The sequence below is a fragment of the Alteromonas sp. 4NH20-0104 genome (assembly GCF_057547795.1).
Genome location: NZ_BAAJLP010000004.1, coordinates 103,256 through 117,855 on the forward strand (window position 1 = coordinate 103,256; position 14,600 = coordinate 117,855).

14 protein-coding genes are annotated in these 14,600 nt (G+C 49.7%); 3 read left to right on the forward strand and 11 right to left on the reverse strand.

Going from position 1 to position 14,600, the window contains the following annotated elements:
• Window positions 1–148: 148 nt before the first annotated feature.
• The 8 genes from fabF to yceD all read right to left on the reverse strand — a co-directional run bounded on the left by fabF (window position 149) and on the right by yceD (window position 6,421).
• A complete protein-coding gene (fabF, locus tag AC27IB_RS04205; protein WP_487119142.1) occupies window positions 149–1,387 on the reverse strand; it encodes a beta-ketoacyl-ACP synthase II in 1,239 nt (412 codons plus the stop codon).
• 131 nt (window positions 1,388–1,518) lie between these two features.
• Complete coding sequence (acpP, locus tag AC27IB_RS04210; RefSeq protein ID WP_075609221.1) at window positions 1,519–1,758, reverse strand: acyl carrier protein; 240 nt, start codon at window positions 1,756–1,758, stop codon at window positions 1,519–1,521.
• Window positions 1,759–1,961: 203 nt separating this feature from the next.
• On the reverse strand, window positions 1,962–2,702 hold the full coding sequence (gene fabG, locus AC27IB_RS04215; protein ID WP_296043775.1) for a 3-oxoacyl-ACP reductase FabG: 741 nt from the start codon (window positions 2,700–2,702) through the stop codon (window positions 1,962–1,964).
• A 16-nt stretch (window positions 2,703–2,718) separates the two neighbouring features.
• Window positions 2,719–3,651 carry an ACP S-malonyltransferase gene (gene fabD, locus AC27IB_RS04220; protein WP_296043773.1) on the reverse strand — a complete coding sequence of 311 codons (933 nt, stop codon included), beginning with the start codon at window positions 3,649–3,651 and terminating at the stop codon, window positions 2,719–2,721.
• Window positions 3,652–3,713: 62 nt separating this feature from the next.
• A complete protein-coding gene (locus AC27IB_RS04225; RefSeq protein WP_296043770.1) occupies window positions 3,714–4,679 on the reverse strand; it encodes a beta-ketoacyl-ACP synthase III in 966 nt (321 codons plus the stop codon).
• A complete protein-coding gene (gene plsX, locus AC27IB_RS04230) occupies window positions 4,676–5,701 on the reverse strand; it encodes a phosphate acyltransferase PlsX (protein ID WP_487119145.1) in 1,026 nt (341 codons plus the stop codon). Before plsX ends, AC27IB_RS04225 begins: the two co-directional genes overlap by 4 nt.
• An 18-nt stretch (window positions 5,702–5,719) precedes the next feature.
• Window positions 5,720–5,890: a 50S ribosomal protein L32 gene (gene rpmF, locus AC27IB_RS04235; protein WP_105935833.1), complete on the reverse strand. Its 171-nt coding sequence runs from the start codon at window positions 5,888–5,890 to the stop codon at window positions 5,720–5,722.
• 3 nt (window positions 5,891–5,893) lie between these two features.
• Window positions 5,894–6,421: a 23S rRNA accumulation protein YceD gene (gene yceD, locus AC27IB_RS04240; protein WP_296043763.1), complete on the reverse strand. Its 528-nt coding sequence runs from the start codon at window positions 6,419–6,421 to the stop codon at window positions 5,894–5,896.
• Between the two features lie 141 nt (window positions 6,422–6,562).
• On the opposite strand from yceD, the gene AC27IB_RS04245 reads away from it, so the two are divergent.
• Window positions 6,563–7,180, forward strand: coding sequence for a Maf family protein (locus AC27IB_RS04245; protein ID WP_296043761.1), 618 nt, complete (start codon window positions 6,563–6,565; stop codon window positions 7,178–7,180).
• Here AC27IB_RS04245 and AC27IB_RS04250 read toward each other — a convergent pair.
• Window positions 7,163–7,822, reverse strand: a complete 660-nt coding sequence (locus AC27IB_RS04250; RefSeq protein WP_296043759.1) for an HAD family hydrolase — start codon at window positions 7,820–7,822, stop codon at window positions 7,163–7,165. The two genes, AC27IB_RS04245 and AC27IB_RS04250, sit on opposite strands and share 18 nt — an antisense overlap.
• Window positions 7,823–7,836: 14 nt before the next feature.
• Complete coding sequence (rluC, locus tag AC27IB_RS04255; RefSeq protein ID WP_487119148.1) at window positions 7,837–8,832, reverse strand: 23S rRNA pseudouridine(955/2504/2580) synthase RluC; 996 nt, start codon at window positions 8,830–8,832, stop codon at window positions 7,837–7,839.
• 660 nt (window positions 8,833–9,492) lie between these two features.
• On the opposite strand from rluC, the gene rne reads away from it, so the two are divergent.
• Window positions 9,493–12,690, forward strand: a complete 3,198-nt coding sequence (gene rne, locus AC27IB_RS04260) for a ribonuclease E (protein ID WP_487119150.1) — start codon at window positions 9,493–9,495, stop codon at window positions 12,688–12,690.
• A 62-nt stretch (window positions 12,691–12,752) separates the two neighbouring features.
• Window positions 12,753–13,763 (forward strand): phosphotransferase, encoded by a 1,011-nt coding sequence (locus tag AC27IB_RS04265; protein ID WP_487119152.1) that lies wholly within the window; start codon window positions 12,753–12,755, stop codon window positions 13,761–13,763.
• Between the two features lie 24 nt (window positions 13,764–13,787).
• Here AC27IB_RS04265 and AC27IB_RS04270 read toward each other — a convergent pair whose 3' ends face one another.
• Window positions 13,788–14,600 (reverse strand): DODA-type extradiol aromatic ring-opening family dioxygenase, encoded by an 813-nt coding sequence (locus AC27IB_RS04270; protein WP_487119154.1) that lies wholly within the window; start codon window positions 14,598–14,600, stop codon window positions 13,788–13,790.

Sequence of the window (14,600 nt, forward strand, 5' to 3'; positions counted from 1 at the left end):
ACAGCGCGTTCGGCAGTTACCGGGTTAGTCAGTTTCAGTCGGGTATTGTATCAGTAATTCTGTTAATACCAAGCCGCAGCAGCGGATGGTTTTTTCGGCAAACAAAAAGGGAGCACCGGGCTCCCTTTATACTTTGTTGGATATCGGCTTATGGGCGCTTAAAGATCAAGCTGCCATTGGTGCCACCAAAACCAAAAGAGTTACATAATGCATACTCTTCCTCAAAGGCCTTGGCTTTATGGGGAACAAAGTCCAGATCGCATCCTTCACCCGGCTCATCCAGGTTAATGGTCGGCGGAGCCAGTCTGTCGCGTAGCGCCAGAATAGTAAAGATGGCCTCAACTGAACCTGCGGCACCCAGCAAGTGACCGGTCATTGACTTGGTCGAACTCACCAGCACTTTCTTCGCATGCTCACCAAACACGCTCTTAACGGCCGACACTTCAGCAATATCACCAGCCGGCGTTGAAGTCCCGTGAGCGTTGATGTAACCAATCAGGGTTGGGTCAATTTTGGCATCGTTAATGGCATTTACCATCGACGCTGCAGCGCCTTCACCATTCTCTGGTGGCGACGTCATATGGTACGCATCGCCACTCATGCCAAAGCCTACCAGCTCAGCATAAATAGTCGCGCCGCGCGCTTTGGCTGCTTCGTATTCTTCGAGCATAACCACACCGGCACCTTCGCCCATAACGAAACCGTCGCGGTCTTTATCCCACGGGCGACTTGCCTGTTGTGGTGATTCATTACGCGAAGACAGTGCCCGGGCAGACGCAAAGCCAGCCATACCCAGCGGAGTAATTGACGCTTCGGCACCGCCAGCCAGCATGGCATCGGCATCACCGTAAGCAATTGTGCGTGCTGCTACACCAATATTGTGCACACCGGTTGTACAGGCCGTGACAATATTCAGGTTTGGCCCTTTCAGTCCTGCCATAATCGACAGAAAACCTGAAATCATATTCGTGATAGTGGAAGGGACGAAGAACGGCGAAACCCGGCGTGGGCCGCTGTTAACCAGCTTACTGTGGTTTTCTTCGATAAGTTCCAGACCGCCTATCCCTGAACCAATGGCAATACCCACACGAGGTGCGTTATCGGCAGTAATTTCAAGACCGGAATCCTGTAAAGCCTGCTTACCCGCAGCTATCCCTAACTGGATAAAGCGGTCCATTTTTTTGGTTTCTTTTTTATCGATATAGTCTTGCGGATCAAAATCGTTGATTTGACCGGCAAACCGAGTGGAATAGTTACTGCAATCGAAATGGGTAATCTCGCCAATCCCGCTTTCGCCAGCCAGAATTCGGCGCCAGGTTTTGTCTGTCGACAAACCTAAAGGGGACAACGTACCCAAGCCAGTAACCACTACGCGACGTTTTGTCACAGAATGTCCTCGCATTGGAACTAATCAAAACAGCCCAACGGTTTCAGCTAAGAAACAAGCGTTGAGCTATCACAATACATACAAAAACGGCTCCGTTACAGAGCCGTTTTTTCACAATCTAAAAAAGAGGCTTACGCGTCTTTATTAGCGTTGATGTAGTCAACTGCAGACTGAACAGTAGTGATTTTCTCTGCTTCTTCGTCTGGAATTTCAGTGTCGAATTCTTCTTCCAACGCCATTACTAACTCAACAGTGTCAAGTGAATCAGCGCCCAGATCATCAACAAAAGATGCTTCGGATTTTACTTCTTCTTCTTTAACACCAAGCTGCTCAACGATGATTTTTTTTACGCGCTCTTCAATGTTACTCATAATTCTAGGTTTCCCTTAACGTCACTAGATACAAAAATTGTCGCTAGTTTATTTTGCAATATTATCGCTTGCAAGCGACCAGCTAGAACTATCTATCTGGTCAAACCAGCAACGAACCAAGTTTAATCAACAAGATTTTAACATTCAAGGCTTTCTCTGTCTGTGTGTCAATGCAAAACTGCAAAAATTCACACAAAGTAGAGTTAGCCCATGTACATCCCACCATTTACATGGATAGTCTCACCAGAGATATATGCCGCACCGTCGCTCACCAGGAACGCAACCGTTGCAGCAACTTCTTCTGGCTGACCCAAACGATTCGCCGGAATATCTTTGAAAATGGCTTCACGTTGCTCATCACTTAAAGCCTTGGTCATATCGGTATCGATAAAACCAGGCGCAACAACGTTTACCGTAATGCCACGAGAGGCTACTTCGCGAGCCAGTGATTTAGAAAAACCAATGACACCGGCTTTCGCCGCCGCATAATTAGCCTGTCCGGCATTACCCGAACTACCCACTACTGACCCAACATTCACAATGCGACCACAGCGTTTCTTCATCATTCCACGCAAAACGGCTTTTGACAATGAAAAGATAGCAGTCAGGTTAGTGTCAATAATCGCCTGCCACTCTTCGTCTTTCATTCTCATTAGCAGATTATCACGTGTGATACCTGCATTATTGATCAAGATCTCAACAGGACCAAATTCATCACTGATGGCTTTGACCAGGGTATCAACGGCACCTTCTTCGGTAACGTTGAGTTTCATTCCTTTACCACCAGAGGCAGCCAGATACTCAGTGATAGCTTGCGCACCACCCTCGCTGGTTGCCGTACCGATAACCACAGCTCCCTGCGACGCCAGCAGCGTAGCAATCGCTTTACCAATGCCACGACTGGCACCCGTTACCAGGGCAATTTTACCTTGTAAATCGCTCATTTAACAAATATTCCTATTATTCTGCCTGCCAGGACGCCACCGAATCCGGTGTGTTGACAGCAATATAATTGACAGATTTAACAATCCGTTTGCCCAGTCCGGTTAACACTTTACCCGGACCGACTTCAATAATGGTATCGATGCCTTCTGCAGCCAGAAACTCTACCGTTTTAGTCCATTGTACCGGGCAATATAACTGACGCACCAGCGCATTACGAATACCGGCAGGATCTGATTCAACCGCTACATCGACATTATTAACCACTTTGACTGACGGTGTGGCCAGCGCAATGGTTTCCAGCTTGTCATCGAGGTCGTCAGCCGCCGGGCGCATTAATTCACAGTGTGAAGGTACGCTTACCGCCAGCGGTAAAGCACGCTTCGCACCGGCTTCTTTACAAGCATTGGCGGCTTGTTCTGCGGCGTTTTTCTCACCGGCAATAACCACCTGACCGGGCGAGTTAAAATTGACCGGAGAAACCACGTCTCCCGTGGCGACAGCCGTGTCCTGACAAATTTCTGCAATGCTGTCATCGTCGAGGCCGATAATAGCATACATAGCGCCGGCACCGGCAGGTACTGCCTGTTGCATAAACTCACCACGGGCCTCTACCAGCTTAACCGCAGCAGCAAAGTCCAGCGCACCCGCGCACACCAGCGCCGAATATTCGCCCAGGCTATGACCGGCCATGTATTCTGGTGCAATACCCTGCTCTTCAAGCAAACGGTAAATAGCAACACTGGCAGTTAACAACGCCGGTTGAGTCACCTGCGTTTCATTGAGTTTGTTATCAGGGTCGTTTTGCACCACGTCCCACAGATCATACCCCAGCGCTTCAGAGGCTTGCGCAAAGGTATCGAGAATTGACGGATGAACGTCGGCCAGCTCTTTGAGCATGCCAACCGCTTGAGAGCCCTGTCCAGGGAACACACAGGCGATACGAGTCATAAAGCATCCTTATAATTGTTCTAATTCAGGTGATGTTGGCTGCCAACTCACCATGGCATTTGTTAATACCTAACTAAAGCAGAAGCCCAGGCAAAACCACCACCGAATGCTTCCAGCAATAAATGTTGACCACGCTTGATTCGACCATCACGAATGGCTTCGTCGAGCGCTGTAGGTACCGTAGCCGCAGAAGTATTACCATACTTCTCCAGTGTCAGTACAACCTGGTCCAGCGACATGTCCAGCTTTCTGGCTGTTGCTTTTATAATTCTGAAATTGGCCTGGTGTGGTACCAGCCAGTCCAGATCACTTTTTTGCATATTATTGGCAGATAACGTCTGCTCAACAATTTCAGACAACTTGGTGACTGCTACCTTGAAGACTTCGTTGCCCTTCATCGAGCCCCAGTTTTCATCAATAGAGGCAGGATTCATTTTATCCGGATTGCCAATTTTCAGCAGGTCACTGTAAGACCCCGCAGCATTGATATGGGTAGACAGAATTCCCGGCTCGTCACTGGCTTCTATAACGGTTGCACCAGCGGCATCGCCAAACAGAATCACCATGGTACGATCGGCCGGATTGATATGCCGGCTCAGGCAATCAGAACCCACCACCAGAACCCGTTTAGCCATTCCACTTTTAACATACTGGTCGGCAATGCTTAATGCATAGCAGTAACCGGCACAGGCTGCCGCTACGTCGAAGGCCGGGATGTTATCAATGTTGAGAATATTTTGAATTTCACAGGCAGTGCTGGGTAAGGCGTGACGACCAGAAGTGGTCGCACAAACAATCATGTCGATAGAAGATGCGTCAATACCGGCCGCTTCAATGGCTTTCTTGCTGGCTTCTGCCCCCATGGTTGCAGCGGTCTCATCCGGACCAATAATTCTGCGTTCTTTAATGCCGGTTCGGTCCGTGATCCATTCGTCACTGGTGTCCACCATCAACTCTAAATCGGCATTGGTACGTATGTCGCTAGGATAGTAGCTACCTGTACCTATTATACGAGAGTATTTGCTCAAAGTTGCTCCAATAAAACGGTTTCTATTTTACTTTTTATTTTTTCAGGCACGTTCATCTCAGCTTCTTGCTTGGCCTGCAATATGGCGTAATAAAACGCTTCTGCCGAGGCATTTCCGTGACTCTTGATCACAATGCCGCGCAATCCTAACAGACTGGCACCATTATACTGGTCGGGGTTCACACGATTGTAAACTGTTTTTAGTAAGGGCAAAGCGATTCGGGCCATTAAGCGACTGAAAAAGTTAGCCTGGGACTGTCGTTTCACTTCATTTATAACGAGTTTGGCCAGGCCCTCACAGGATTTAAGTGCAATATTGCCGGTAAACCCGTCGGTCACCACCACATCGGCATAGTCAGTGAAGATGTCATCACCCTCCACATAGCCAATGTAGTTAATCCCTTTGGCATTCTTAAACAACTGATCGGCGTACTTAACCTGGGCATTACCCTTTATATCTTCTTCGCCTACATTGAGAAGTGCCACTCTTGGTGAGTCAATACCACTGATTTGTTCAGCCAGCACTGAGGCCATCACGCCATATTGGAATAAAATCTCGGAGGTACAATTAACATTTGCCCCCAGGTCGAGCAGAAAAACACGGTGATGGCTGGCGGTTGGCATATCAGAAACCAACGCCGGACGATCAATACCCGGCAGGGTTTTAAGCAGGTAAAACGCCATGGTCAGTAACGCACCGGTATTGCCTGCGCTAACGCACGCATCCGCTTCACCGGTCTCAACCAGTTGCAGTGCTTTCCACATGGAAGATTGTTTTTTATTACGCAGTGCCGAAGTTGGAGGCTCGCCCATTTCAACGATTTGCTCGCAGTGATGCACTGCAGTACGTTGACGTTGGTCGTCGGTCAGGGTTTCCAGAGCGGGAAGAATAACGCTCTCATCACCACACAAAATAAACTGTGCATCGGTAATGGACTGAATGGCTTTTTGGACAGCAGAAAGGATAACAGGGGGACCATGATCGCCCCCCATGATATCTAACGCAATGGTTAGTTTAGACAAAATGTCGGCACCAGTAACTTAGTTACCGATGACTTTTTTGCCTTTGTAGTAACCATCAGCGGTCACGTGGTGACGGCGGTGTGTTTCACCCGACGTTGCATCGACAGACAAAGTCTCGCCTGTCAACGCATCGTGTGAACGACGCATGCCGCGCTTACTACGCGTTTTACGATTTTGTTGTACTGCCATAACTTACTCCTGGTCTCGCTTAAGTTCTTTCAAAACCGCGAAAGGGTTTGGTTGCTTCTGTTCCGGTTCAATCTCGCCGAACTGCATATCGTCACTGGTGACTGCACACGCTTCCTCTGCATGAAGGGGCACAATCGGTAACGACAAAATCAGCTCGTCTTCAAGTAATTGAAGAAGATTGACTTCTCCGTGGTCGCCGACCTCTACCGGATCATAGGCTTCGGGTAATGCTTCTGCGTCTTGTTGTCCCTGCACCGGACTATAACAAAAATCAACATGAAGCGGACAATCAAATGCCTCGTTACACCGTTGACAGAGTAAAACTACTGCGGTGTCCAGAGTGCCATGAAAAACAGTAAGACCCTGCGCGTCTTTTTCGAACTGCACTTTCACTTCAACCCATTCGTCACTGCTGACGACGGAACCCATTAATCTCGCCATGTCTTTGGTAGCGATAACTCCCTCATAATCTGAGCGATTTAGCGCGCTTTTGACCGGTTCAACCTGGTGCGGTAATTTCACTTTCTGCATAGGGCGCGCATAATATAGCGTCAGCCCTTTACTGTCAAAGGATTAATCGTTTTTTTACCAATGTGGCAAAATCCGCTAAACTCTTTTTCAATTCCCTTGCTATAAAGGGGTAAATAAAGCGACGACAGAAATATAATAACGATGACATCACCAAGAATTATTCTCGCCTCATCTTCAGCATACCGCAGAGCACAACTGGCCAATATTGGCTTTCAGGTACCAGGCATCAGCCCCAATATTGACGAAACTCCGGTTCCCGGCGAAGCGCCTGATAGCCTGGCATGCCGGCTCGCTACAGAAAAAGCCCGCGCCGTGGCGGCTGACTATCCCGATGCCGTGATCATCGGTGGCGACCAGGTGGCTACCGTGACAGACAAACAGGGTCAGTGCCATATTCTCGGTAAACCGGGCACTCTGGATAAAGCCATCGAACAACTCCAACTGTGTTCAGGTAATAAGGTGCGCTTTATTACCGCGCTTAGTCTGGTACACCAGGCCCATCAGCGTGAACAAACTCAGTATGAAGACGTCTACGTAACTTTTTCGGCATTATCGGATTCGGTGATAGAGCGTTACTTACTCAAAGAGCAGCCCTATGACTGCGCCGGTAGCTTTAAAGCGGAGGGCGCCGGCGTATTGCTGTTTGACCGCATCGACTCGAGGGACCCGAATACCTTAATTGGCCTGCCGGTTATGCTGTTACGGGACATGCTGGCCAACTGGCAGATTAATTTACTCGATTTAACCCTGCGTCATTAACAGCGCATGCAGCTCAGTAATGGAATGCACAATAGCTTTTGGATGATGCTTCGCTAAATTAACCGGTGCGTGTACACCATAGCTAACCCCTACTCTGTCCATGCCAATAGCCTGAGCCATTAGCATATCGTAGGTAGTATCGCCAATCATGAGCGCCTGACCAGCGGTCAGGCCGCGTTCTTCCAGCAGCTGTAACAGCATGTCCGGTGATGGTTTGGAATCGGCTTCATCAGCACAGCGTGAGGTTGTAAAGAAATGCCCGGTGTCAGTTTGTTGCCAGGCCCGATTTAGCCCACGCCGGGCCTTGCCAGTTGCCACGGCCAATACATTTCCCGCATCGGTTAGCGCACTCAGCATATCTGTTACCCCGTCAAATAACGGGCATGGCGTGGTATCGGCACCAAGATACACTTCTTTATAGGCCAGGGTTAACCGCTCGGCCAATTCATCATCATCGGTATTAAACAACTGCTTAATTGCAGGCTTCAGACTAATACCAATGATATGGCTGACTGCGGCAGCGGAGGGAATAGTCACCTGGCAATGTGCTGCAGCCTTTTGCATACAGCTCACAATTTTGGCCGCTGAATCCATCAACGTGCCATCCCAGTCAAAAATGATCAGTTCGTACTGCTTGGTCATAGTATCCCGCGTGTTTATCCGTTAGTAAGCGTCTTTAAGGTGTTAACGGCTTTGGTAAGTTGCTCATCGTAAGGCGCGTTAAATGTCACCATTTGTTCAGTTTGCGGGTGCATCAGGCGTAAACTCGAGGCATGTAAAAACAATCGGTTCAAACCCAGTCGTTTCATTTGTTTATCAAAGTCTGCATCGCCGTATTTGTCATCACAGGCAATCGGATGGCCGGCATGTAAACAATGCACCCTGATTTGATGGGTACGGCCGGTGATCGGTGACGCTTCAACCAACGTGGCATCATCGAACTGCTCCAGTATGCGAAAACGGGTTTCTGAGGGCTTGCCCTGCTCAGAAACACTGACCAGACGCTCACCGGATTGCAGAATATTTTTCTGTAATGGGGCTTTCACTTTAAACCGGTTTGGCGGCCACTGACCGGCAACCAGTGCGTGGTAACGTTTATCCATCTGGCTGTTACGCAACTGCTCATGCATATGTCGCAGTGCCGAACGCTTTTTAGCCACTAAGATACAGCCGGAGGTATCACGGTCCAGGCGATGCACCAGTTCCATAAATTTTGCCTCGGGCCGCAGCGCGCGTAGCCCCTCAATCAACCCGAAACTTAAGCCACTGCCGCCATGTACTGCCAAACCAGAAGGTTTGTTAAAAACAATAAGGTGCGAGTCCTCAAACAGAATATGCTGTTCAAGGCTGGCGATTTTGTCGAGTTTCGGAGAAGGTAATTCAGGCGTCTCACTGACTCTGACCGGGGGCACACGAATGAGATCGCCGGCAACCAGCTTATATTCAGGTTTCACCCGTTTCTTATTCACCCTGACCTCACCTTTGCGTAAAATTCGGTAAATAAGGCTTTTCGGCACGCCCTTTAAAAAGGTACGCAAAAAATTGTCGATGCGCTGACCGTCTAAATCAGGTTCAACTTCAACGAATTGAACCTGGGAGGTGGCTTTAGTATTGTCTGATGATGTCACGGGCATTGCGTCGGCTGTTTTCATAGGCGGCGATTCTAACGTATTTCCACAGGACATTCACTTAACTCCAGCCAGGTTTGGCTAAAAACCGACAGTGGCAAGGTCGGTATGACGGTATTTTGCGCTGAAAGCGACCTCAACACGGTTAATTAACACCTAATTACGGGTATGGCTTGCCTATTTCAATGCTTTGGTGCGATAATCAAACTGTTTTAACCGAAACGACACCGAAAGGTTATCGTCAGACTCGTTGTTAAAATAACGTTAAACTAAAAAGTTAAACAACCGGTCGCAGAGTCTGTATTACCACCAAACTACCCCATTGCGGATTTATCAATTGAGTAGGTAATACAACGTGCGTTGATGAACAATCACGTAGCTGAAAACTTGCGACAATGGCAAAAATAATTTGCCGTTTAGTTATACAGAATTGAATTGACATAGTTCACTGACCCGCGAAGTTCAGGTTGGTGAACAGATACATAAAACTTGTACAGGGCCGTCGTTCCCGACACCCAATAAAGACAGAAACGCTTTTTTGATGTAGTAAAAAGCGAATAAAATCAAGGGTAATGCGACAATACAACAGGATCCCTGCCCAACGTGAGGTTGCGCGGTGAGGTTTTGCACAGTCACTTTAATTGTGTATCTGAACGGCTGTAAGCAATAACAGAGTTAGATACAATGAAAAGAATGCTAATCAATGCAACTCAACAAGAAGAGTTGCGGGTTGCCCTGGTAGACGGGCAACGCTTGTATGATTTAGATATAGAAAGTCCCGGACACGAGCAAAAGAAAGCGAATATCTACAAAGGTAAAATTACCCGCGTAGAGCCCAGCTTAGAAGCTGCCTTTGTTGACTACGGCGCCGATCGCCACGGTTTCCTTCCCCTCAAAGAAATTGCCCGCACCTACTTTCCAAAAAATTACAAGCTCGAAGGTCGTCCTAATATCAAGGACGTTATCAAAGAAGGCCAGGAAGTTATCGTTCAAATCGATAAGGAAGAACGCGGCCAGAAAGGCGCAGCGTTAACCACTTTCCTGTCGCTGGCTGGCAGCTACCTGGTATTAATGCCAAACAATCCTCGTGCCGGAGGCATTTCCCGCCGTATCGAAGGCGACGAACGTACTGATCTGAAAGCCGCACTGTCGAAACTCGACCTGCCTGATGGCATGGGTCTGATTGTTCGTACCGCTGGTGTGGGTAAATCCTATGAAGAACTGGACTGGGATTTACGGGTTCTGTTAACCCACTGGGAAGCAGTTTCAAAAGTTGCAGAAGAACGCTCAGCCCCCTTCCTGATTCACCAGGAAAGTAATGTTATTGTGCGCGCCATTCGCGACTATTTACGTCGCGATGTGGGTGAAATCCTAATCGATAAACAGCGTGTTTACGAACAGGCATTGCAGCACATTGAACTGGTTCGCCCGGACTTTGCCAGCCGCGTCAAGCTTTACAAAGGCGACGTGCCGCTGTTCAGTCACTACCAGATTGAAAGTCAGATTGAGTCGGCTTTTGAGCGTGAAGTACGCCTCCCTTCCGGTGGTTCAATTGTGATTGATCCCACAGAAGCATTAACCTCTATTGACATTAACTCAGCCCGCGCAACCAAAGGCGGTGATATTGAGGAAACGGCGCTAAACACTAACCTTGAAGCAGCCGATGAGATTGCGCGTCAGTTACGCTTGCGTGACCTTGGTGGTCTGGTGGTTATCGACTTTATCGATATGACACCGGTAAAACACCAGCGCGAAGTGGAAAACCGCATGAAAGATGCTGTGCGTCCCGACCGTGCAAGAGTGCAACTAGGCCGCATTTCACGCTTTGGTTTGCTGGAGATGTCCCGTCAGCGTCTGCGCCCGTCTCTGGGTGAGTCTGCGCATAATGTCTGCCCACGCTGTTCTGGTCATGGCACTATCCGTGGTACCGAATCACTGGCGTTGTCAATCCTGCGTATTCTTGAAGAAGAAAGCATCAAGGATAATACCGGTCAGATTGAAGCCCAGTTGCCTGTACCTGTAGCAACCTATTTGCTGAATGAAAAGCGCAAAGCCGTACAGAATGTTGAAAAGCGTCACGATGTCAGTTTGATCATCATCCCGAACCCAAATCTGGATACACCTCATTATCAGATTTTACGTCACCGTGCTGACGATCTGGTTACTGATGCCAGCTACAATATCAGCCTGGCAGAGTTAGAAACCAAAGAAGCATCACCCGGCGTAACGGCTCCGGCAAAGCGTGAAGAACCAGCCTTACAAGGACTGATAGCACCTAGCCAGGCACCGGTAGTACCGCCGAAAGCGGAAGAGAAGCCCGTAGAAAAGCAAACGGGTTTATTAGCCGGAATCGGCAAATGGTTATCCGGCTTATTTGCCAGCGAGGAAGAGGTTGAGGAAAAACCGAAACCAAAAGAAAAACCACGCAACAACAATAACCAGAACAACCGTCGCCGTAATAACGACAGACGTCGAAACAATCGTTCGGGTAATAACAAAAATCGTCGTAACGATAGCGACGAGAAAACTACAGCGCCAACTAGCGAAAAGTCATCTGATAGCAGTGATAACAAAAGCCAGGATAAGCCTAAGCAAACCCGTGGCCGTAATCGCTCGCGTAACAGAAACCAGACGGAAAAATCCGACAAGGTTAAAGACGAGGCTGCTGAGCAACCGCAAACACAACAGCAACCACAAGCGCAACAGAACGATGGTGCCAATGACACCGACAAGCCTGTGCGTAAAAAGCCGGTTAAAGAGCGTCGTCAGCGTCGCGAATTAAAAGGCAGCGTACGTGCTGAAGGCGGCACTGACAAACATCCTGTACGTACTCAGGCGGTTAAGGATAAAGCCGATCAAGCAGCTAGCGAGGCGACATCAGAAACTGAACAGCCAATCGCTGAACAACCGGCAACTGAGGTAGCGGCTCAGGAAACTGGCAGCCAGTCACAGCAGACTCCTGAGGTAGTTGAGGAGCCAAATCAGGCTACCCCGGCGGCATCAGGTTCACAGACGCCATCAGGTTCACAGACGTCATCAGATGACGTTAATGAAAAGGCTGACAATGCGGCGGACAGCAACGACGATAATACTCAGGACGAGGACGACAAAGCCCGTTCAGAAAAAGGATCGCGCAGCCGCAGTAGACGTTCACCTCGTCATGCCCGCGCCGCTGGTCAACGTCGTAAGAAGGAAAAATCTGATGATGACGCCCCGGCCCAGCCTGCGCAACAGGATGAACTTCAGTTTGATGCGCCTGAGCCAAAGGATGCGAGCACTGTAGAAGATAGCGAGACCTCTGGCAGTGAAGAAATGGCACAGACAGCAGAAACTGATGAGCCAAAACAGGTAGAAATAAACCTCGACGCCGAAGCCCAAAGCCCGGCAACCGAGGAACAAACCTCGAAGCAAGCGGGTTCCGAAACGAGCGCCCAGACCGAAGCTGTGGCGCCACAAGCTGAAGAGCCAGCCGCTCCCCAAACCGTTGAATCAACGGCCACACAAGAGCAGCCAGCCAACGCTGAAACCACTGCGGCGCCCCTAGACCAAGCGCCTGAACCTAAGGTTGAGGAAAAACCCGCAGCGCTGGAAAGCACGCCAGAGCCTGTTGCTGAGGCAGAACAAGCACCTGCCCCGCAAACGGCAGAAAAGGCAGCCCCCGCGGCGCCGGTTAAGGTAGCCATGGCCAGCAGTTTAGGTAAATTTACGGCGACTCACCCGATGACCAGCCCAGCCAAAGTGGCAGCGTCAACGGTTGCAATCACCGTAATCAGCCGCGCCGACGACCAGCGCCCCGCCCTGACCGCTTCTGGCCGTCTGGCAACGATGGCAAATGCGACAGCAACAGCCTCGGCACCGACCACGCGTCCTGCCAGTCTGTAACAGTGTAAAAATGGAAAAAGGGCCAGCATTGCTGGCCTTTTTTGTTGAAGCCCGGTAAGAATATGAATTCACCTAAGCCTCTACCGCTTTTATGGCTCAAAGGTCTTTTGCAGGACCCGAATGCAGACCAGTTTGAGCTGGTCCAGTCGCTGTGGAGTGATTTTGGTCAGTTGCTACGTTGCTACTCGCCGGCCAGGCAGTCCCGTGTAATTATAAAACTCATCAGCCAACCAGAAAACTTCGCTCATCCAAGAGGCTGGAGCAGTCAGCACAGCTTGCAGCGCAAATGGCGTTCCTATGTTGTAGAGCAGGCTTTCTACACCCATTACGCCCCACGCTTTACTCACTGCGGAAATCTGGCGCAACTGATAGCATCGGATGCCGAAGACAGTGCTGTCACTAAACGGCTGGCGCTGGTGCTGAGCGATCTGAATCAAGCCGGTTTTGATTATCGACATCACCAGCTTAGCCCTGAAGGTTGTAAACCCGTGTTGGCTTGGCTGGCGGCATTTCATGCCTGCTATATTCATCAGCCGCCACAAGGCTTGTGGGACCAGGGGTGTTACTGGCATCTGGCAACCCGCCCGGACGAATTCAATAAAATGGCCCAAAGCCCCCTCAAACAGTTTGCGGCGGCTTTTGATCAGGCATTACAGCAATGTCCCTATCGCACTCTGATTCACGGTGATGCCAAAGTCGCTAACTTCTGTTTCAGTGCCGATGGCCAGGAAGTAGCCGCCGTGGATTTTCAGTATGTCGGTGGTGGTATTGGTGTCCAGGATGTGGCGTACTTTTTGGGAAGCGCACTGTCAGAACAAGCACTGCTCGAGCGCAGCGAAGACTGTCTGGATTTTTATTTTGAGCAGTTAAACAGCGCACTGAGCAAACGTGTTAGTCACCAGGAATGTCTGGCTATTTGTGATAGCTGGCGAAAATTGTATTGTGTGGCTAACGCCGACTTTCACCGCTTTTTAGCGGGCTGGAGTCCCGCCCATTTAAAAATTAACCGCGCGTTGCAATTGCAGACGGCACAGGCCATTGACACGGTATCAGCCGGGCAACTATTGAAGTAGGAAGTCGCCCGGCTAAACCGTTTATCAGGCGTTTTGGCTAAACCAGCCAAACGTCCCGGCCTGTTTATTAAGTACGACTACCGAGTCGGCTACGTCAGCAGCGCGGCCCGCTACCCCGTAACACACATGAAGCGGCACCAGATGTTCTTCGCGGGGATGACAATAACGCGCTCCCGGCGCCTGTTCCCAGCCGATGAGTTGCTTCTGACGCTCCGCTTCGGTCATCGACGGATTAGATAATACGTTTTTCAACCAGTCTTCAAAGCCCTGGTTCATAGCCTGACTCTGCGCAGTATCAGGGGCAAAGAATGATCGCATATTGTGAAAAGAAAACCCTGAGCCAAGGATAAGCAGGTCATCATAATCTAAATCTGCCAGAGCCTGACCGATGCGTATATGCGCTGCGGCATCCAGCGTATTAACCAGTGATAGCTGTACACATGGAATATCGGCGTCCGGATACATAATCTTCAGCGGCACAAACACACCGTGGTCGAGGCCACGCTTAGCGTCTTCAGCCACCTCAATGCCATTTGCCCGGATGGCCTGAGTGACCCGGCGTGCGAGCTCAGGCTCCCCGGCACAAGGGTATTTAATTGCGTAACTTTCTGCTGGAAAGCCATAGTAATCGTAAATCAACTCAGGGGTTGGGTTGGAGGTTACTGTAGCGACCGACTCTTCCCAGTGTGCACTGATGATCAAGATAGCTTTCGGCCGGCGAATGGTGGCAGCCAGCTGCGCAAGGTGCTCGGTTAAAGCACGGTGACCTGGGTCTCCCAGTAACGGCATAGGCCCGCCGCCATGGGAGATAAACAATGCTTGTTGTGACGCTTGCAT

Coding starts and splice junctions, on each gene's coding strand:
- rne (WP_487119150.1), top strand. CDS start 9,493: ATGAAAAGAATGCTAATCAATGCAACTCAACAAGAAGAGTTGCGGGTT.
- AC27IB_RS04245 (WP_296043761.1), top strand. CDS start 6,563: ATGACATCACCAAGAATTATTCTCGCCTCATCTTCAGCATACCGCAGA.
- AC27IB_RS04250 (WP_296043759.1), bottom strand. CDS start 7,822: ATGACCAAGCAGTACGAACTGATCATTTTTGACTGGGATGGCACGTTG.
- fabD (WP_296043773.1), bottom strand. CDS start 3,651: ATGACTCGTATCGCCTGTGTGTTCCCTGGACAGGGCTCTCAAGCGGTT.
- fabG (WP_296043775.1), bottom strand. CDS start 2,702: ATGAGCGATTTACAAGGTAAAATTGCCCTGGTAACGGGTGCCAGTCGT.
- AC27IB_RS04270 (WP_487119154.1), bottom strand. CDS start 14,600: ATGCAAGCGTCACAACAAGCATTGTTTATCTCCCATGGCGGCGGGCCT.
- acpP (WP_075609221.1), bottom strand. CDS start 1,758: ATGAGTAACATTGAAGAGCGCGTAAAAAAAATCATCGTTGAGCAGCTT.
- yceD (WP_296043763.1), bottom strand. CDS start 6,421: ATGCAGAAAGTGAAATTACCGCACCAGGTTGAACCGGTCAAAAGCGCG.
- AC27IB_RS04265 (WP_487119152.1), top strand. CDS start 12,753: ATGAATTCACCTAAGCCTCTACCGCTTTTATGGCTCAAAGGTCTTTTG.
- rpmF (WP_105935833.1), bottom strand. CDS start 5,890: ATGGCAGTACAACAAAATCGTAAAACGCGTAGTAAGCGCGGCATGCGT.
- rluC (WP_487119148.1), bottom strand. CDS start 8,832: ATGAAAACAGCCGACGCAATGCCCGTGACATCATCAGACAATACTAAA.